20 protein-coding genes are annotated in these 16,917 nt (G+C 72.5%); 9 read left to right on the top strand and 11 right to left on the bottom strand.

All coding sequences use genetic code 11. The features are described from left to right. Positions 1–110 precede the first annotated feature (110 nt). Positions 111–1,223: a carboxypeptidase-like regulatory domain-containing protein gene (locus GA0070619_RS03840; RefSeq protein WP_088946785.1), complete on the top strand. Its 1,113-nt coding sequence runs from the start codon at positions 111–113 to the stop codon at positions 1,221–1,223. Here the strand turns inward: GA0070619_RS03840 and GA0070619_RS03845 are convergent. Beyond that, positions 1,211–2,062: an alpha/beta fold hydrolase gene (locus GA0070619_RS03845; protein WP_088946786.1), complete on the bottom strand. Its 852-nt coding sequence runs from the start codon at positions 2,060–2,062 to the stop codon at positions 1,211–1,213. The genes GA0070619_RS03840 and GA0070619_RS03845 overlap by 13 nt on opposite strands. Before the next feature lie 51 nt (positions 2,063–2,113). Between GA0070619_RS03845 and GA0070619_RS03850 the strand changes: the two genes are divergently transcribed. Beyond that, complete coding sequence (locus tag GA0070619_RS03850) at positions 2,114–2,368, top strand: DUF5522 domain-containing protein (protein ID WP_088946787.1); 255 nt, start codon at positions 2,114–2,116, stop codon at positions 2,366–2,368. 111 nt (positions 2,369–2,479) lie between these two features. Further along, positions 2,480–3,028 carry a hypothetical protein gene (locus tag GA0070619_RS03855; RefSeq protein ID WP_088946788.1) on the top strand — a complete coding sequence of 183 codons (549 nt, stop codon included), beginning with the start codon at positions 2,480–2,482 and terminating at the stop codon, positions 3,026–3,028. Between the two features lie 34 nt (positions 3,029–3,062). Here GA0070619_RS03855 and GA0070619_RS03860 read toward each other — a convergent pair whose 3' ends face one another. Next, positions 3,063–3,752, bottom strand: coding sequence for a metal-dependent transcriptional regulator (locus GA0070619_RS03860; protein ID WP_088946789.1), 690 nt, complete (start codon positions 3,750–3,752; stop codon positions 3,063–3,065). Between the two features lie 101 nt (positions 3,753–3,853). On the opposite strand from GA0070619_RS03860, the gene GA0070619_RS03865 reads away from it, so the two are divergent. From GA0070619_RS03865 to GA0070619_RS03875, 3 genes are read left to right on the top strand one after another with little or no spacing between them, the layout of a single operon-like run. After that, positions 3,854–4,714, top strand: a complete 861-nt coding sequence (locus GA0070619_RS03865) for a sulfurtransferase (protein ID WP_088951529.1) — start codon at positions 3,854–3,856, stop codon at positions 4,712–4,714. 48 nt (positions 4,715–4,762) lie between these two features. Then, positions 4,763–5,944, top strand: coding sequence for an acetoin utilization protein AcuC (locus tag GA0070619_RS03870; RefSeq protein WP_088946790.1), 1,182 nt, complete (start codon positions 4,763–4,765; stop codon positions 5,942–5,944). Positions 5,945–5,969: 25 nt separating this feature from the next. Further along, on the top strand, positions 5,970–8,525 hold the full coding sequence (locus tag GA0070619_RS03875) for a bifunctional acetate--CoA ligase family protein/GNAT family N-acetyltransferase (protein WP_088946791.1): 2,556 nt from the start codon (positions 5,970–5,972) through the stop codon (positions 8,523–8,525). A 9-nt stretch (positions 8,526–8,534) separates the two neighbouring features. Here the strand turns inward: GA0070619_RS03875 and GA0070619_RS03880 are convergent, their stop codons facing one another. From GA0070619_RS03880 to sigB, 4 genes are all read right to left on the bottom strand, one after another. Then, entirely contained in the window at positions 8,535–8,942 is a 408-nt protein-coding gene (locus GA0070619_RS03880) for a VOC family protein (RefSeq protein WP_088946792.1), read from the bottom strand. After that, complete coding sequence (locus GA0070619_RS03885) at positions 8,939–9,445, bottom strand: SRPBCC family protein (RefSeq protein WP_088946793.1); 507 nt, start codon at positions 9,443–9,445, stop codon at positions 8,939–8,941. Before GA0070619_RS03885 ends, GA0070619_RS03880 begins: the two co-directional genes overlap by 4 nt. Then, positions 9,442–9,819 (bottom strand): ArsR/SmtB family transcription factor, encoded by a 378-nt coding sequence (locus GA0070619_RS03890; RefSeq protein WP_088951530.1) that lies wholly within the window; start codon positions 9,817–9,819, stop codon positions 9,442–9,444. The genes GA0070619_RS03885 and GA0070619_RS03890 overlap by 4 nt, the downstream gene beginning before the upstream one ends. A gap of 121 nt (positions 9,820–9,940) precedes the next feature. Beyond that, positions 9,941–10,957 carry an RNA polymerase sigma factor SigB gene (gene sigB, locus GA0070619_RS03895; protein ID WP_414855621.1) on the bottom strand — a complete coding sequence of 339 codons (1,017 nt, stop codon included), beginning with the start codon at positions 10,955–10,957 and terminating at the stop codon, positions 9,941–9,943. A 231-nt stretch (positions 10,958–11,188) separates the two neighbouring features. On the opposite strand from sigB, the gene GA0070619_RS03900 reads away from it, so the two are divergent. Then, complete coding sequence (locus GA0070619_RS03900; protein ID WP_088951532.1) at positions 11,189–11,977, top strand: sporulation protein; 789 nt, start codon at positions 11,189–11,191, stop codon at positions 11,975–11,977. 147 nt (positions 11,978–12,124) lie between these two features. Here the strand turns inward: GA0070619_RS03900 and dtd are convergent, their stop codons facing one another. Genes dtd through GA0070619_RS03915 form a run of 3 tightly spaced genes read right to left on the bottom strand, consistent with a single transcriptional unit; the run spans position 12,125 to position 15,114 of the window. After that, positions 12,125–12,547, bottom strand: coding sequence for a D-aminoacyl-tRNA deacylase (dtd, locus tag GA0070619_RS03905; RefSeq protein ID WP_088946794.1), 423 nt, complete (start codon positions 12,545–12,547; stop codon positions 12,125–12,127). A gap of 46 nt (positions 12,548–12,593) precedes the next feature. Next, positions 12,594–14,078 carry a DUF7782 domain-containing protein gene (locus GA0070619_RS03910; RefSeq protein WP_172861969.1) on the bottom strand — a complete coding sequence of 495 codons (1,485 nt, stop codon included), beginning with the start codon at positions 14,076–14,078 and terminating at the stop codon, positions 12,594–12,596. Positions 14,079–14,112: 34 nt separating this feature from the next. Continuing rightward, the gene (locus GA0070619_RS03915) at positions 14,113–15,114 is read right to left on the bottom strand and encodes a CPBP family intramembrane glutamic endopeptidase (RefSeq protein ID WP_088946795.1); all 1,002 of its coding nucleotides are present in this window, start codon (positions 15,112–15,114) and stop codon (positions 14,113–14,115) included. A gap of 83 nt (positions 15,115–15,197) precedes the next feature. On the opposite strand from GA0070619_RS03915, the gene GA0070619_RS03920 reads away from it, so the two are divergent. Then, positions 15,198–15,788, top strand: a complete 591-nt coding sequence (locus GA0070619_RS03920) for an HhH-GPD-type base excision DNA repair protein (protein WP_088946796.1) — start codon at positions 15,198–15,200, stop codon at positions 15,786–15,788. 28 nt (positions 15,789–15,816) lie between these two features. Here GA0070619_RS03920 and GA0070619_RS03925 read toward each other — a convergent pair whose 3' ends face one another. Together GA0070619_RS03925 and GA0070619_RS03930 are read right to left on the bottom strand one after the other, a co-directional pair. After that, on the bottom strand, positions 15,817–16,128 hold the full coding sequence (locus tag GA0070619_RS03925) for a hypothetical protein (protein WP_088951534.1): 312 nt from the start codon (positions 16,126–16,128) through the stop codon (positions 15,817–15,819). A 13-nt stretch (positions 16,129–16,141) separates the two neighbouring features. Next, positions 16,142–16,429 carry a hypothetical protein gene (locus tag GA0070619_RS03930; RefSeq protein WP_088946797.1) on the bottom strand — a complete coding sequence of 96 codons (288 nt, stop codon included), beginning with the start codon at positions 16,427–16,429 and terminating at the stop codon, positions 16,142–16,144. A gap of 104 nt (positions 16,430–16,533) precedes the next feature. Here GA0070619_RS03930 and GA0070619_RS03935 point away from each other — a divergent pair, with 104 nt between their 5' ends. After that, positions 16,534–16,893: a DUF3099 domain-containing protein gene (locus GA0070619_RS03935; protein ID WP_172861971.1), complete on the top strand. Its 360-nt coding sequence runs from the start codon at positions 16,534–16,536 to the stop codon at positions 16,891–16,893. Positions 16,894–16,917 lie beyond the last annotated feature (24 nt).

Genomic DNA, 16,917 nt, shown 5'->3' on the forward strand with positions numbered 1-16,917 from the left:
GTCCTCCGGCCAGACGTCGGCGGTGGGTCGCGCAACCCGTCCCGGACAGGGCATAGTGGCCCGCGGTGCCATCGACCGGTGTTGCCTGCTCTTGCAGAAGGTGGTTGGAAGTGACGACGCGCTTATGTGTCCGATGGACCCGGGCGGCCGCATTGATCACGCTGATCGGGGGGACGTTCGCGGTGTCGGCGGCGCCCGCGACGGCCGCCCCGCAGCCCGTCCGGATCCTGAGCGTGTCGGCGGAGAACGTGAAGCCCAACGAGACGGTGCGCGTGCGGTTCAGCGTCACCAACACCGGCAGCAGGGCCGAAACGGCCATCGTGGTGGTCGGCGGCGGCCTGCGATGCACCTCCGGATGCCGGGCAGAGCCGAAGCTGGGACCCGGCCGGAGCCAGACCTTCGACACGACGCTCGTCGCCCCCGCAGCTCGTCCGAATGAGATCACCGGCCTCAACATCTCAGTCGCCGTGCGGCTTGCCGGGCAGAACAGCTATGACCACAGGACCGTCTACGTCCACGGCCCGGGTGCGTCGCCATCCGGCGGGGACAAGCCGGCAGCCGGGGTGAAAAGTGTCTCCGGTCGGGTCCGCGACGCCAGCGGAAAGGTAATCGGCGGCGTGAACCTGACCATCACGGACAGCGCCGGGCACGAATACCGGACGACCACCAACCGCAGCGGCCAGTTCTCGATCACGTCGAGCGACGGCAAGCCGATCGCCGAGGGCACCATCACCGTCCGCGCGACCATGGACGGCTACGGCACCGCTCGCACGACCGTACGAGGCACTGCCGGTGACGTCGCGACAGTGGGGCTGACCCTCTCGGCGGTGGCAGCGCCCACCAGGACGTCGCCGTCGCCCGCCGTGGAGGCAAGCCCTCTCGCCGCTGAGGAGGTGGGCGAGGAGACCCCCGCTGCTGCGCTGCCCACCCTCAAGGCCGTCAGCGAGGAGGGAAGCAGTTCGTTGCCCTTCCTGCTCCTGGGTGGCCTGCTGGTCGCCGCGGGCGTGGGCGCGCTCGCACTGGTGGTGATGCGCCTGAGGAACACACCGGACGCTGTCGCGGAGTCCGGTGTTGCCTCGACGCCCCAGCTGTTGGCGCCGGCCGGTGGGAGCATGACCGACGCCCCGACAGCGGTACTGCACCTCGGGCCGGTGCGCGGGTTCCCGGGTTCGTACGGCGCGCCCCCGCAGGGTGGCATCCACCAGAACGACTACCGGGGCTGAAAGCGCAGGAACGTCGAGACCGTGGCAGTGAATCTGTCGGCGTCGTCAAGCCACGGGTAGTGCCCCGCGCCCGGCTGCACGACCAGTTCGGCGCCCGGTGCCAGCTCCGCGAGTTGGGCGACCAGGCCGGGCGGGGCGCCGAAGTCGACCTCACCGGCCAGCAGCAGCACCGGGCCCCGGTGTGCGGCGAGCGCGGCGCGGGTCGCCGGCGGATCGAAGGCGCCCTCGGCGCCGAAGACCCGGGCCGCGTCCTGGTTGCGCTGGCCCGGCTCCGCCGCCTGGTGCGCGCGGGCGGCCGCGTCCCACCGGCCGTAGAAGAACGGTGCGATCGCCTGCCAGGCATCCGCGGTCGCCGGACCGGACACCATCGAGTCCAACGCCGCCGCTGCCGCCGGGTACCACGACTCGCCGGCTCGGACCCGGGTGACCTCCCGGCGCAGCGTGGCGGTCGCCTCCAGGCCGAGAGCCCGCGTGCTCGGTGTGATCAGCGCGAGCCGGCCGATCCGCTCGGGATGGCGGGTCGCGTACCCCAGGGCCAGGTTGGCGCCGGCGGAGTGCGCGAGCACGTCACACCGGTCGAGGCCCAGGTGTCGGCGTAGCGCCTCGACGTCGTCGACCATCTGGTCGCAACGGTAGGTGGAGACGTCGGCCGGTACGGCCGACCGACCGGTGCCCCTCAGGTCGAGGACGACCAGCGTCCGGTACGCGCCCAGACCGCCGAGATCACCGAGGTACGCCGAGTCCCGCATCGGCCCGCCCGGCAGACAGACCAGCGGGTCGCCCGCGCCGATGCTCCGGTACGCGAGTGTGGTGCCGTCGGGCGCGGCGAAGGTGGCCATGGGTACACCCTCCCAGGGCGGTTGGGACGTGCGCTTCCCTAGACTGCCTCGGTGAGCGGAGAGCGACGACCCCTGGCCGACCGGCCGCTCACCGAGCCGCACCCGTCCCGGCTGTCGCCGGAGCACCCCGACCGGGCCCGGATCCTCGCCGCACACGATGCCGCGCTCGCCGCCGGGGAGGCCGGCTATCTCGACCCGCAGAGCGGGTTGTTCGTGCTCAGTGCCGGCTTCCTGGCCCGCCGTGGCACGTGCTGTGGACGCGGCTGCCGGCACTGCCCGTACGTGGATGATCCACAGTCCGGATAGGCGCGGGCAGATCGGCGGAACGAGGGCTTCCGCCCGCCACCGACACGCCGTACGGTGTCCGACGGACACCTGGCGGGCACCTTCCGCCGTCGGTCGGCGAGAGGGTGGAACGTGCGCGGGCGGATCGTGGTCGCCGGGGTGGCGGGGCTGCTGGTGAGCGGCTGTGCTGCCGAGGCCGAGCCGGTTGCGGTGCCGCCGCCGGTGCCGATCGCCGTGGACGTGGCGGCGGCCTCCTCGGGTGGGGCCTGCCGGCTGCTGGACTTCACGGTGATCGAGCAACTGGTCAAGGTGCGCTTCGACGTGGCGGCGGCCAGCGAACAGGGCGACACGCACACCTGTGTGGTGCGGGCCAGGAACGCGACGCTGCCGGAGCTGACACTGAGTGTGTCCGAGACCACGATCGACAAGGCCACCTTCGCCGCGGATGTGGTGCCCGACAAGGCGGCGAAGGTCACCGGGTTGGGTCTGCAGGCGTACCGGCGGACGACCGCCGCGGCGAGCGGGCATGGGCCGGTCGCCGAGGTGGGCTGGCTGGCCACCGACGGACGGTTGGCCACGGTGAGTTGGACAGCGGCCCGTGGCGGCGAGCGCTCGGCGGCGGAGAAGCTGACCGGCGCCCTGGCCGCGCTGGCGAAAAAGGTGGACACCCGGGCGTTGTGACGCCCGGGTGTCCGGTTGATCAGTTGGCGGCGACTCAGCTCGCGGCGACGAAAACCCGGGAGGCGACCTCGCGGGGCAGCCGCACCCGGTCCCCGGAGCGGTCGATCGAGACGCCGTCGCGCTCCTGTGCCACGGTCACCGTGGCGCCCGGGTCGACACCGGCGGCGTGCAGCTGGCGCAGCACGTCGGCGTCCTTCTGCACGCTCTCGCAGATCCGGCGCACCACGACCGACCCGGAAAGGCCGGGGAAGGCCAGGTTGCGCTCACCCTCGGCGGCCTCGGTGGCCTCCGCGGCCGGTGAGCCCAGCTCCTGAAGCCCTGGGATCGGGTTGCCATATGGGGAGCGGGTCGGCCGGTTGAGCAGGTCGTACACCCGCTTCTCCACCGCGTCGCTCATCACGTGCTCCCAGCGGCAGGCCTCCTCGTGGGCCTCCTCGTAGGGCATCCCGATGACGTTGACCAGCAGCAGCTCGGCGAGGCGGTGCTTGCGCATCACCGACACGGCGCTGCCGCGACCCTGGGCGGTGAGCGTCAGGTGCCGGTCTCCCTCGACGGTGAGCAGGCCGTCGCGCTCCATCCGGGCGACGGTCTGGCTCACGGTGGGGCCACTCTGCTGCAGCCGTTCGGCGATCCGGGCACGCAGCGGCGGCACCCCCTCCTCTTCCAGCTCAAGGATGGTGCGCAAATACATTTCGGTCGTATCGACCAGGTCGTGAGACTTCATAAGGTCAGCGGCCCTCCGATGCACGATGCTACCTCGGGTGTTGGCCCGCCGGCCGCCGCCGAACCGTGAGCCCTCGGCCCGAATGGTGTTGGATGGTCGCCATGTCCGGTACCCAGGAGCCGCTGGTCGAGGTCGATCGGCTCGCCGCCGAGCTCGACGACGCCGATCCGCCCACCCTGCTCGACGTCCGCTGGCGGCTCATCGGCCCACCCGGCCACGACGACTACCTCGCCGGTCACCTGCCCGGCGCGGTCTTCGTCGACCTGGACACCGCGCTCTGCGGGCCGCCCGGCGTCGGCGGTCGGCACCCACTGCCCGACCCGGCCGCGTTGCAGGCCGCGTTGCGGGCCGCCGGCGTCCGCGCCGGTCACCCCGTTGTGGTGTACGACGGTGGCGACGGCCTGGCTGCCGCCCGGGCCTGGTGGACGTTGCGCTGGGCCGGGCACCGGCCGGTGCGCCTGCTGCACGGTGGCTTCCCGGCCTGGGTCGCCGCAGGCCTGCCGGTCTCCACCGACGCGCCCGCCCCGACCCCCGGCGACATCGTCGTGCGTCCCGGTGATCTTCCGGTGCTCGACGCGGGGCAGGCCGCGGAACTGGCCGCCGCGGACGACGCGGTGCTGCTCGACGTGCGGGCGGCACCGCGTTACCGGGGCGAGGTCGAGCCGATCGACCCGGTCGCCGGGCACGTGCCGGGAGCGGCGAACCTGCCCGCCGGGGAGTACGTCGGCCCGGACGGGTGCTTCCCGGCCGCCGATGTGCTGAGCGAGCGGTTCGCCGCCGCCGGCGTCACCGGGGCGCGGGCTGTCGGGGCGTACTGCGGCTCCGGGGTGACCGCCGCGCAGGCGGTGCTCGCGCTGCACCTGGCCGGTCGCACGGACGCCGCGCTCTACGTCGGTTCGTGGAGCAACTGGGTGGCCGATCCGACCCGGCCGGTCGCCTCCGGGCCGACTTCCGACCGCTGACCAGCGCGTGCGGTGGGCCGACGAAGGTCCTCGTGCGACGATGGGCTCATGTCCGACGACACTGTGGTGGTGTGGGACGAGTCGCTGCTCGCCTACGACATGGGTGACCATCCGCTCGATCCGGTCCGGGTGGAGTTGACCATCGCGCTCGCCCGCGAGCTGGGCGTCCTGGATCGCCCCGGGGTGCGCATGGTCAAGCCGGAGCCCGCCGACGACGCCGCGCTGACCCGGGTGCACGACCCGGCCTACCTGGCAGCCGTGCGTGCCGCGCCGCGCGATCCGCTCTTCGCCGGGTACGGGCTGGGCACGTCCGACAACCCGGTTTTCGAGGGGATGCACGAGTCCAGCGCGCTGATCGCCGGTGCGACGATGGCTGCCGCCGAGGCGGTCTGGCGCGGTGACGCACGACGGGCGGTGAACGTGGCCGGTGGCCTGCACCACGCGATGCCCGCCCGAGCCTCCGGCTTCTGCGTCTACAACGACCCTGCGGTGGCCATCGCCCGGCTGCTCGACCTGGGCGCCGAGCGGGTCGCGTACGTGGATGTCGACGTGCACCACGGCGACGGTGTGCAGCAGATCTTCTGGAACGACCCCCGGGTGCTCACGATCAGCCTGCACGAGACCCCGCTGGCGCTCTTTCCGGGCACGGGCTTTCCGGACGAGACGGGTGGGCCGGGCGCGCAGGGCAGCGCGGTCAACATGCCGCTGCCGCCGGGTGTCGAGGACCGCGCCTGGCAGCGGGCGTTCCACGCCATCGTGCCGTCGGTGCTGCGCGCGTTCCGGCCGCAGGTGCTGGTCAGCCAGTGTGGCGCCGACGGGCACCGACTGGACCCGCTCGCCGACCTCAACCTGACGGTGGACGGCCAACGAGCCACCTACCTGGCGATGCGGGCACTCGCCGACGAGCTGTGCGACGGTCGGTGGGTGGCCACCGGCGGTGGTGGGTACGCCCTGGTCGAGGTGGTGCCCCGGGCGTGGAGTCACCTGCTGGCCGTGGCCACCGGTGACCCGATCGCCCCGGCCACGCTCACCCCGCTCGCCTGGCGGGAGCTGGTCGCCTCCCGTCGTCTGGGCCGGGAGGTGCCGTTGCGGATGACCGACGACGCGGACCCGTCGTTCGAGCCGTGGCAGCCGACCGGCGAGCCCAACGCGGTGGACCGGGCGATCGCCGCGACCCGCAAGACGGTCTTCCCGTTGCTCGGGCTCGACCCGTACGACCCGCGGGACTGAGCCGGGCCAGGGGAGGGCCACGCCGGTGACGACCGTGAGCCAACCGGTGGACGTGCTGCTCAGCGACGGCAGCACCGTCCAGTTGCGACCGATCGACCCGTCCGACGCGCCGGGCATCGTGGCGATGCACAGCCGTTTCTCCGAGCGCACCCGCTACCTGCGGTACTTCTCGCCGTACCCGCGCATCCCGGAACGGGATCTGATCCGGTTCGTCACCGTCGACCACCGCGACCGGGAGGCGTTCGTGGTGCTGGCCGGCGACCAGATCGTCGCGGTCGGCCGTTACGAGCGGCTCGGCCCGCAGGCCCCGGAGGCGGAGGTGGCCTTCGTCGTGGAGGACGCCTACCAGGGCCGGGGCATCGGCTCGGTGCTGATGGAGCACCTGGCCGACGCGGCCCGGCGCAACGGGATCATGAGCTTCGTCGCCGAGGTGTTGCCGGCCAACGGGACGATGCTGCGCGTCTTCGCCGACTTCGGCTACCAGGTCCAGCGCGAGTACGCCGACGGTGTGGTGCACCTGAGCTTCCCGATCGCGCCCACCGAGGCCACGCTGGAGGTGCAGCGCGGCCGGGAACACCGCACCGAGGCCCGTTCCATCGCCCGGCTGTTGGCCCCACGTGGCATCGCCGTCTATGGCGCCAGCGCCACCGGTCAGGGCGTCGGCGCCGCGGTGCTCGGGCACCTGCGCGACGGCGGCTTCACCGGCGTGGTGGTGCCGGTGCATCCGAGCGCGTCGACAGTGGCGGGGCTGCCCGCGTACCCCTCCGCGGTTGAGGCCGGGACGCCGGTGGACCTGGCGGTGGTGGCGGTCCCGCCGGGGGCGGCGACCGCTGTGGTCGCCGACGCCGCCGCCGCGGGGGTGCACGGCCTGGTCGTCATCTCGGCCGGCTTCGCCGAGGCCGGCGCCGAGGGCGCGGCCACGCAGCGGGCGCTGGTCCGCGCGGCGCACGCCGCCGGCATGCGGGTGGTCGGCCCGAACTGCCTGGGCGTGGCCAACACCGACCCGACGGTACGCCTCAACGCCACCCTCGCCCCGGCGCTGCCGCCGGCCGGTCGGGTGGGCATCTTCAGCCAGTCCGGCGCGTTCGGGGTGGCGCTGCTCGCCGAGGCGGACCGGCGCGGTCTGGGGCTGTCCAGCTTCGTCTCGGCCGGCAACCGGGCCGACGTCTCCGGCAACGACCTCCTCCAGTACTGGCAGGACGATCCCGGCACCGACGTGATCATGTTGTACCTGGAAACCTTCGGTAACCCGCGTAAGTTCGCCCGGCTGGCCCGGCGGATCGGCCGTGCCAAACCGGTCGTGGCGCTCGCCTCGCCGGCCCGCCCGGTCGGGGTCGGAGACACCGCAGGCCCGGACGAGGTGGCGGTGGCCGCGCTCTTCGCCCAGTCCGGGGTGATCCGGGTGGACACCGTGCCGGAGCTGCTCGACGTGGGTGTGCTGCTGGCCAACCAACCGTTGCCGGTCGGCGGACGGGTCGGTGTGGTCGGCAACTCCTCGGCTCTGACCGGGCTGGCCGCCACCGCCTGCGTCGGGCACGGCCTCACGGTGGCCGACGGTCATCCCCGCGACGTCGGGCCGAGCGCCGGTGCCGCCGAGTTCGCCGCCGCTCTCGCCGAGACGGCCGCCGACGAGGGGGTGGACGCCCTGGTGGTGGTCTTCGCCCCGCCGCTGCCCGGGCAGCTGACCGATGTGGACGCCGACGTGACCGCCGCGCTGCCGGCCGCCCTCGCGCTGGGCAAACCGACAGTGGCGACGTTCCTGGTCGGCCGGCTGCCGCCGGGAGTGCCCGCGTACGGGGGCGTGGAGGAGGCGGTGCGGGCGCTCGCCCGGGTGCACCGGTACGCCGAGTGGCTGCGCCGCCCGCCCGGGGTGGCACCCGAGTTGCCCGGCATCGACCGGGCCGCCGCGCAGGCCGCGCTCCGCGCCGACGGCACCGACCCGGGGGCGCTGCTGGCCGCGTACGGCATCGACGTGGTGGCCTCGGTGCCCGTCGACTCGGTCGGCGCGGCGGTGGACGCGGCGACGCGGCTGGGGTTCCCGGTGGCGCTGAAGGCGGCGGATCCCGGGCTGCGGCACCGGGTCGACCTAGGCGCGGTCCGGCTCGACCTGCCCGACGAGCCGACCCTCCGCCGGGCGTACGCCGAGCTGGCGGCGACCTTCGGCGCGGACGTGCTGGTCCAGCCGATGGTGCCGCCAGGTGTGGCCTGCGTGGTGGAGTTGGTGGAGGACCCGGCGTTCGGGCCGGTGGTCGGCTTCGGCCTCGGCGGGGTCGCCACCGAGCTGCTGGGCGACCGGGCCTGGCGGGCGGTGCCGCTGACCGACCGGGACGCGGCCGAGTTGGTCGACGAGCCCCGGGCGGCGCCGTTGCTGCGGGGGCACCGGGGCGCCGCGCCGGTCGACCGGGCGGCCCTGGCCGACCTGCTGTTGCGGGTCGGTCAGCTCGCCGACGAGCAGCCCCGGGTGCGGTCACTGACCCTCAACCCGGTGCTCGCCCGCCCGGAGGGCATCTCGGTCCTGCACGCCCAGGTGCGCGTCGGCGGTGTGGTTGCCCGCCCGGACACCGGCCCCCGCCGCCTGTGACGGGGGCGGTCAGGCGCGGCTGGAGATCTGCTGGACGGCCCAGGCGTTGCCGTCCGGGTCGGTGAAGAAGACGAAGCCGACATTGTCCAACGGGTGCGGCGTGGGGCTTGGGCTGGCACCCAGCACCTGGACGTCGCTGACCTCCACGCCACGTTCGACCAGCTCCGCGTGGGCCCGCTCGATGTCGGGCACCACCAGTTGCAGACCCTTGAGCGACCCCGGTGGCATGTCCGGGACGGCGCCCTTGCCGATCACGATCGAGCAGCCGGAGCCGGGCGGGGTCAGCTGGATGATGCGCGCCTCGTCGCCGATCACGGTGTCGTGGTCCACCACGAAGCCGAGCTGCTCGGCGTAGAACTTCTTGGCCCGGTCCAGGTCGGTGACCGGCACGATCACCACTTCCAGCGTCCAGTTCATGGTTGCTCTCCTCGTATCGTCGTTGTGGAACGCAGCAGGTCGGCGAGCCGCGTGTAGCTCTGCCCGACCCCCCGGGTCATCGGGTAGCGCAGCACGGTGTCCCGCCCCTCCGTGGTGGCGTAGCGCAGCGTGGTGGTGACCGTCGTCCGGCCGGCCAGTTCGGTGAACTCGTGGCCGACCAGCGTCTCGCCCGGGTAGGACTGGTCATCGAACAGCTCGGTGCAGACCAGCCGGTGCGGTGGCTCGATCTGCCGGTAGGTCCCAGCCTGGACCATCCGCTCGCCCTCCGGGCCCTGCGACACGAACCGCCACCGCCCGCCGACCCGCAGGTCGACATCGCACTCCACCAGCCTCCAGCCGCGCGCGCCGTACCACCGGACCAGCAGCTCGGGTCGGGTGAAGGCGGCGAACACCAGGCGTGCCGGTGCCTCGAACAGCCGGCTCAGCACGATCTCCCGATCACCCGGGGTGTGGACGACGAGCGAATCGTCGACGCTGCTCACCCGCGCGGCCCGTCCGGTCGGGAGCGTCGACGGGCGGAGTCGGTCTGGTCGACGGCCTGGAGTTCGTCGAGCAGCGCGTCGAGGCGCTGATAGCTCTCTGCCCAGTAGTCGCGGTAGTCGGCGAGCCAGGCTGTCGCCTCCCGCAGCGGCCGGGCCTCCAGGCGGCAGGGTCGGCGCTGGGCGTCCCGGCCCCGGCTGACGAGGCCAGCGCGTTCCAGCACCTTGAGGTGCTTGGAGATGGCCGGTTGGCTCATCGCGAAGGGTGCTGCCAGCTCTGTCACTGTCGCCTCCCCGGTCGCGAGACGGGCGAGGATGGCCCGTCGGGTCGGGTCGGCCAGCGCCGCGAAGGTCGCGTCCAGCAGTTCGGTGCCCACCACGTATAACCTCCTGGTTTTATAACCACATGGTTTCTACCGTGGATGGTGCCACCGGTCAAGCACCCCGACAGCATGGAAGGCCCCGGCGAACCGCCAGGGCCTTCCACGAGCAGGTGCATCAGCAGGCGTACGACTCCAGGCGCTGGGCCCGCTCCGGCGCGCGCAGCTTCAGCAGCGTCACCTTCTCGATCTGCCGGATCCGCTCCCGGGACAGACCGAACTCCCGACCGACCTCGTCCAGCGTGCGCTGCCGGCCGTCGTCGAGACCGAACCGGAGCCGGATGACCGCCTGCTCCCGCTGGGACAGGGTGGCCAGCACGATGCTCACCTCGTTGCGCAACTCACCCTGGGCGACGGCGTCGCCCGGCTCGGTGCGCGGGTCCACGGAGGCCACGAAGTCGCCGAGCGCGCTCTCGCCGTCGTCGCCGACGGCCTGGTCCAGGCTGACCGGCTCCCGGTCGTAGGAGATCAGCTCGATGACCTGGATCTCGGGGATCTCCAGGGCGCGGGCCACCTCGGCGACAGTGGGCTCGCGGCCCAGCGTCACCGCCAGCTCGCGGCGGGCGCGGACCATCCGGTTGACCTGCTCGACCATGTGCACCGGGATGCGGATCGTGCGGGCCTGGTCGGCCATCGCGCGGGTGATCGCCTGCCGGATCCACCACGTCGCGTACGTGGAGAACTTGTAGCCCTTGGCGTAGTCGAACTTCTCCACCGCCCGGATGAGACCGAGGTTGCCCTCCTGGATCAGGTCGAGGAAGGCCATGCCACGGCCGGTGTAGCGCTTGGCGATGCTGACGACCAGCCGCAGGTTCGCCTCCAGCAGGTGGTCCTTCGCGGCCCGGCCCTCCGCGACGATCAGCTCCAGGTCGGCCCGCAGCTCCGCGGAAACCGGGGTGCAGGTGGCGAGCTTCTCGTCGGCGAACAGGCCGGCCTCGATCCGACGGGCCAGGTCGACCTCCTGCGCGGCGGTCAGCAGCTTCGTGCGGCCGATCCCGTTGAGGTACGCCCGGACCAGGTCGGTGGAGATGCCACGCTCGTCGGTGGCGTCCAGGTCGGTGAGGACCTCGGAGGTCCCGTCGGTGTCGGTCGTGGTGGCCGGGCGCATCCGGTGTTCCGTCATCTGAAGGGCCATCTCTGTCTCTCCCCGTTTCCACGTCTGTGCCGTGTCTCCGGCCCAGTGGTGCCGGTGTGCACACAGCTTGGCGGTCGGGGCGTAAAACGGGAGTGAGGCGATCGGGCACCCGACAGGAATCAGGTCGGGTCTCTGGTGCGGTGTGTCGTCCCGGTGTGCGGTTGCCCGCCCCGACTACGTTGCGGACGGCCGGCCAGCTCGGGTCGGCGACGACGAAAGATGGAGGACGGCGTGGTCTTCAAGCGGCTCATGAAGGCGATGGGGGTCGGCGGCCCAGCGGTGGAGACGGTGCTGGCCAACCCGAACTGCCGCCCGGGCGGCCAGCTGGAGGGCCGCATCCAGGTGGTCGGCGGCGACCACCAGGTCGACATCGACCACGTGACTCTCGGTCTGGTCACCCGGGTCGAGGTGGAGAGCGGCGACAACGACTACGACACCACTCAGGAGTTCCGTCGCCAGCAGATCACCGGCGCGTTCCGGCTGGAGCCGGGGCAGCGCCACGACATCCCGTTCCGCTTCGACGTGCCGTGGGAGACACCGGTCACCGAGCTGTACGGGCAGCACCTGCACGGCATGACTATGGGCCTGCGTACCGAGCTGGAGGTCGCCCGCGCCGTCGACAAGGGTGACCTGGACGCCGTGTCGGTGCACCCGCTGCCCGCGCAGGAGCGACTGCTGGACGCGTTGCTGCGACTGGGCTTCCGGTTCGCCCGCGCCGATGTGGAGCGTGGGCACATCTACGGCGTACGACAGACGTTGCCCTTCTACCAGGAGATCGAGTTTGGCCCGGCGCCCCAGTACGCCCGCTCGATCAACCAGTTGGAGGTCACCTTCGTCGCCGACGCGCAGCAGATGCAGGTGGTCCTGGAGGTCGACAAGCGCGGCGGCGTCTTCACGGAGGGGCGGGACGCCTTCGGCCGGTTCACTGTCGACCACGCCACCGCCGACCGCACCGACTGGACCGCCGAACTCGACAACTGGCTCCGCCAGTCCCTGTCCCGCCGAGGCCTCTTCTCCTGACCCCAACCCCCACCCCCACCCCCACCCCCACCCCCACCCCCCGCGCGCCCCCCTTCCGGCCCGTTGATCATGAAGTTATTGCCACGACACGCCGAGGCGGCGGGCAATAACTTCATGATCAACCAGGGTGGCGGGGGTGGGGTGGGGTTAGAGGTCCAGGAGGAGGGTTCGGGGGCCTACGTTGGTGCTTTCCACCAGCATGTGGGCGCGGAAGCGGCCGGTTTCCACCGGGGCGTTGCGCTGGCGCAGTGCGTCGACGACCGCGGTCACCAGTGGTTCGGCCACCTCGGCGGGGGCGGCTGCCGTCCAACTTGGACGGCGACCCTTGCGGGCGTCCCCATAGAGGGTGAACTGGCTGACCACCAGGATCGGCGCGCCGGTGTCGGCGGCGGACCGCTCGTCGTCCAGGATGCGCAACTCGTGCACCTTGCGGGCCATCGTCTGAGCGGTCTCCGCGGTGTCGGTGTGGGTCACCCCGAGCAGCACCAGCAGGCCGTTCTCGATCGCGCCGACCACCTCGCCGTCCACTGTCACGCTGGCCCGCCCGACGGTCTGCACCACCGCACGCATCAGCAGCCCGCCGCAACGCCGGCAGCCGGCGCAGAACCTGCCCGCGTCACGCGGTCACCGCCTCGATGAAGCCGCGCTCCACCAGGTGCGCCACGATCGGGCCCGCGGCCTCGGCCATCTCGTCGGGCTCGACGTCGTGCGCGGCGGCGAGCAGGGCGAGCTGGTCGCGCAGCGGTAGGCGGCCGTCGGCGCCACCGACCAGGGCCAGCACCAGCGGGTCGATCTCCTCGGTCCAGCGCAGGCCGTGCGGCATCGCGAGGACCTGCCGGTCCACCCCCCAGCCCTCGTCACCCATGGTGGCCTCCTGGCGCAGTTGGAGGCCCTCGGCGGCCCGGTAGCGCTCGGCGAGCAGCGCTTCGGTGTCGCGTACCCGCAGAAAGTCCTGGCGGTCGAACCAGGCGGCCACCTGGTCGCCCAGCGGCGGCTGCACCCGCTGGCGCAGGTCCTCCACCCGGACCACCGGGTCGGCGTGCCCACCCCGTCGCAGCGACACGATGCCGAAGCCGATCCCCTCCACCTTGTGCGCGTCGAACCAGTCGAGCCAGGCGGCCATCCGCTGCGGGTCGGTGGTCTCGCCGGCGTCGGTGAGCCACAGGTCGACGTACGCCATCGGGTCTGCCACCTCGCGCTGGATGACCCAGGCGTCCAGGCCGGTCCCGGAGAACCAGCCGGCGACCCACTCGTCCCACTCCTCGCCGGCGACGTGCACCCAGTTTGCCAGGTACTGCATGGTGCCGCCCTCGGTGAGCAGGCCCGGGGCGGCGGCGGCCAGCTCGGCGCCGATCGCGTCACCGACCCGGCCGGAGTCACGGTAGACGTGCGTGGTGGTGCCCGGGCCGACCACGAACGGCGGGTTGCTCACCACCAGGTCGAAGCGTCGGCCGGCAACCGGGGCGACCAGGTCGCCGCGCAGCAGCTCCCAGTCCTGACCATTGAGGGCGGCGGTGGTTCTGGCGAAGCGCAGTGCCCGCTCCGAGAGGTCGGTGGCCGTCACCGAGTCGGCGTGGGTGGCCAGGTGCAGGGCCTGGACGCCAGAGCCGGTGCCGAGGTCCAGCGCGCTGCCCACCGGCCGGCGGATGGTCGCCCCGATCAGGGTGTGGGTGGCCCCGCCGATGCCGAGCACGTGCTCGGCGTGCAACGGGCGACCCGGTCGGGCACTGGCCGGCACGTCGGCGAGCACCCACCAGTCGTCGCCGTACGGCTCCAGGTCGACGCCGGCACGCAGCCCGTCGCCGTACCGCTCGACCAGCCCGCCGGCCAGCGCCTCCTGCAGGCTCAGTGGCGCCAGCGCGGCGGCCACCAGCGCTTCCGGCTCGGTCTGGTCGCAGATGAACACCCGGATCAGGGTGCCCAGTGGGTCGCCGTCCTCGGTGGCGCGCAGCGCGGCCCGGTAGTCGTTGCGGGCGACGGCGGTGGTCGCCTGGGCGCCCAGGCGCTCGGCGATGCCGTGGCTGGTGAAACCGGTCCGGGTCAGCGCGTCGCGCAGCGCGTCGACGCCGGCGGGGGAGAGCAGCATGTCGTGTTCGTCCACCCCGACATCCTGCCTGCCGTCGCGGAGAAAGCCGTCACCACCCGCGAGATTCGACCCCGACCTCCGGCCGCTTCAGCTCCGCACCGGTCGGGGCCGAGGGCCCGCCGGGCACCGCCACGACCAGGTCCGGCGGTACGACCGTCGCCAGCCCTCGGCGTGCGGCCATCCGGTCGACGACCAGGGCGTACGCGGACAGCACCAGCACGTCGACGAGGACGAGCTGCCATGGGGCGTCGGCCATCGTCTCGTCGGCGCTGAGCCCGCCGAACGCCGCCGCCAGGGTGAACGCGGTCAGATTGTTCACCACGTGCAGCGCGATCGCGGCCTCGAGCCCGCCGGTTCGCACCGTCAACCAGCCGAACAACGCGCCCATGAATGCCAGGTCCAGGAAACCCCAGATCGTGCCCCAGCCGTGTGCCGCGGCGAAGAGCACCGCCTGAAGGGCGATCGCGGGCCAGGGTGAGCGAAGGTACGCGCCAACGGCCTGTAACAGCCAGCCCCGGAAGGCGTACTCCTCCGCGGCGGCCTGGAATGGCACCAGCAGCAGGACCATCAGCAGGCCGGCGGCGAACTCCGGCCCACCCACCCACGTGTCCGCCGGGGCGAGCACCGAGCTCTCGCCGGTCAGCCCGAGCAGCAGGTCCGCGCCGAACAGCATGACGATGATCAGCGGCGTGGCGATCAGGAGGCAGCAGCCGAGCCAGTTCCACCGCAGCCGGCCGAGCACCGACGAGAGCGTGCCTGCGGGCCGGCGCTGCACGAGCCAGGCCGCGCCGAACAGAAGTGGGAGTAACAACGCCAGCGAGGCGATCAGCAGTGCGGCGTCCGGAATCGGGCCGAAGGTGGGAAGCCCGTCGGCGTCGTACGGGCGGTTGGTGAGCTCGGCCACGACGGCGGCGACGCCGAAGAGTAGGCAGAGGACCACCACCGCCGAGACAACCAGCGCGACGGTGCCGACGAGGGGCTGCCACCAGCGGTGCCGGGCAGTGCGGCCGAGCCGGTGGTACGGGGAACCGGGCGGGGCGGTCCACAGCATGTCGTCGAGCGTGGCAGACGAGCGCCACGTGTCGCGAGACGATCGGAGCGTCGGCGTCCGCCCGGATCGGTGGGCCAGGCAGGATGGTCCGCATGACGCTAGTGCTGCCCATCGACCCAGAGGCCAACCGGTTGCTGGAGCGCAGCCCACTGGCCCTGCTCATCGGGATGACCCTGGACCAGCAGGTGCCGATGGAGAAGGCGTTCTCCTCGCCGTACGTGCTGGCGCAGCGGCTCGGCCACGAACTGGACGCGGTCGAGCTGGCCGGGTACGACCCGGAGGCCCTGGTCGCGCTCTTCGCCCAGCCGCCCGCACTGCACCGGTTTCCGAAGGCGATGGCGGCCCGGGTGCAGGAGGTCTGCCAGGTCCTGGTGGAGCGCTACGACGGTGACGCGGCGCTGCTCTGGGCCGACGTCGCCGACGGGCCGGAGCTGCTGCGCCGGGTCTCCGGGCTGCCCGGCTTCGGCAAGCAGAAGGCGCAGATCTTCGTAGCTCTGCTCGGAAAGCGGTTCGGGGTCACCCCGCAGGACTGGCGGACGGCGGCCGGCGGGTACGGCGACCCGGGCGCGTACCGGTCGGTGGCCGACGTCACCGACGCCGACTCGTTGCGCCAGGTGCGGGAGTACAAGCAGCAGATGAAGGCAGCGGCCAAGGCGAAGACCGCCGGCGGCTGAAAGCGACCGGCCTGGTGGGGGCTGTCGCTCAGGCCGCGGTGGGGTGCGCCAGCGAGGCCAGCGCGCGCCGGACGTCGGCCAGCGAGACGGTCGCGGAGTCGTCCAGGTCGGCGAGGCCGGCCTCGATCCACTGGCGCATCAGCGTGGTGACCCCGATGCCTCGGGCGTCGGCGGCGGCCCGCACCCGCTCGTACGTCTCCAGTGGCAGCCGGACCGACCGGCTCACCATCGGCACGTCGGTGTCGGGGGCGGGGAGGTCCACCCCCGGGCCCTCGTCGATCAGCTCGGCGATGCGGTCGTCGCCGCTGTGGAACTGCTTGGTCGCGTCGTTTCGGTGCATCGTCACGGCCTCCTCATCGGCGAGATCTCCGCACGGCCTCGTCGTAGCGCTTGGACTCGGCGTCGCTCAGCTCACGAGCGGAGAGGATGTCCCAGTCGTTGTCGGTGCCATCGGCCTCGGCGAGCAGCACCGCCAGTCGGCGGCCCCGACGGGCGGCGGCGTAGACCACCATCACGTCGTCACCCAGATGGCGGATCACCCGTCGGGCGCTGTGCAGCGCCTCCCAGACTTCCCCGGGTGTGACGTCGTAGACCCTCAGGTTGGCCAACGCCTCGTCGGTGAAGCTGAACCTGCTGCCCACGCCAGGCAGCGTACCACGCACGTAACACGCGACGGGATGAGTCGAAGTTCGCTGATCACGGCCCTGCGGTGACAGGATGAGGCGTAACCCCCTCGAGGAGGTCCATGGTGAAGCGTCAGGCGTACCAGCCGATTCTGATCACCGACGCCTCGCGCAGCCAGGGTGACCAGCTCACCAGCCGTCAGCGCCGCTACGTCCTGATGATGGGCATCCGGGTGGCCTGCATCATCGCCGGCGCGATCCTGGTCGGTGCGAACGCCCCGCTGCTCTGGCTCTGGCTGCCGTTGTGCGCCCTCGGCATGGTGCTCATCCCCTGGCTGGCCGTGCTGCTGGCCAACGACCGGCCGCCGAAGGAAGAGCACCGGCTGGCCAACAGGTTCCACCGCCGGCACACGGACGACACCCCGCCGATGAGCCTCACCGCCGAGGAGCGCCCGCACAAGGTCATCGACGCCGAACCCTGACCCGCGAACGGGCCAGGGTTCGAG

This window comes from Micromonospora zamorensis, from assembly GCF_900090275.1.
GTDB classification, from domain to species: domain Bacteria; phylum Actinomycetota; class Actinomycetes; order Mycobacteriales; family Micromonosporaceae; genus Micromonospora; species Micromonospora zamorensis.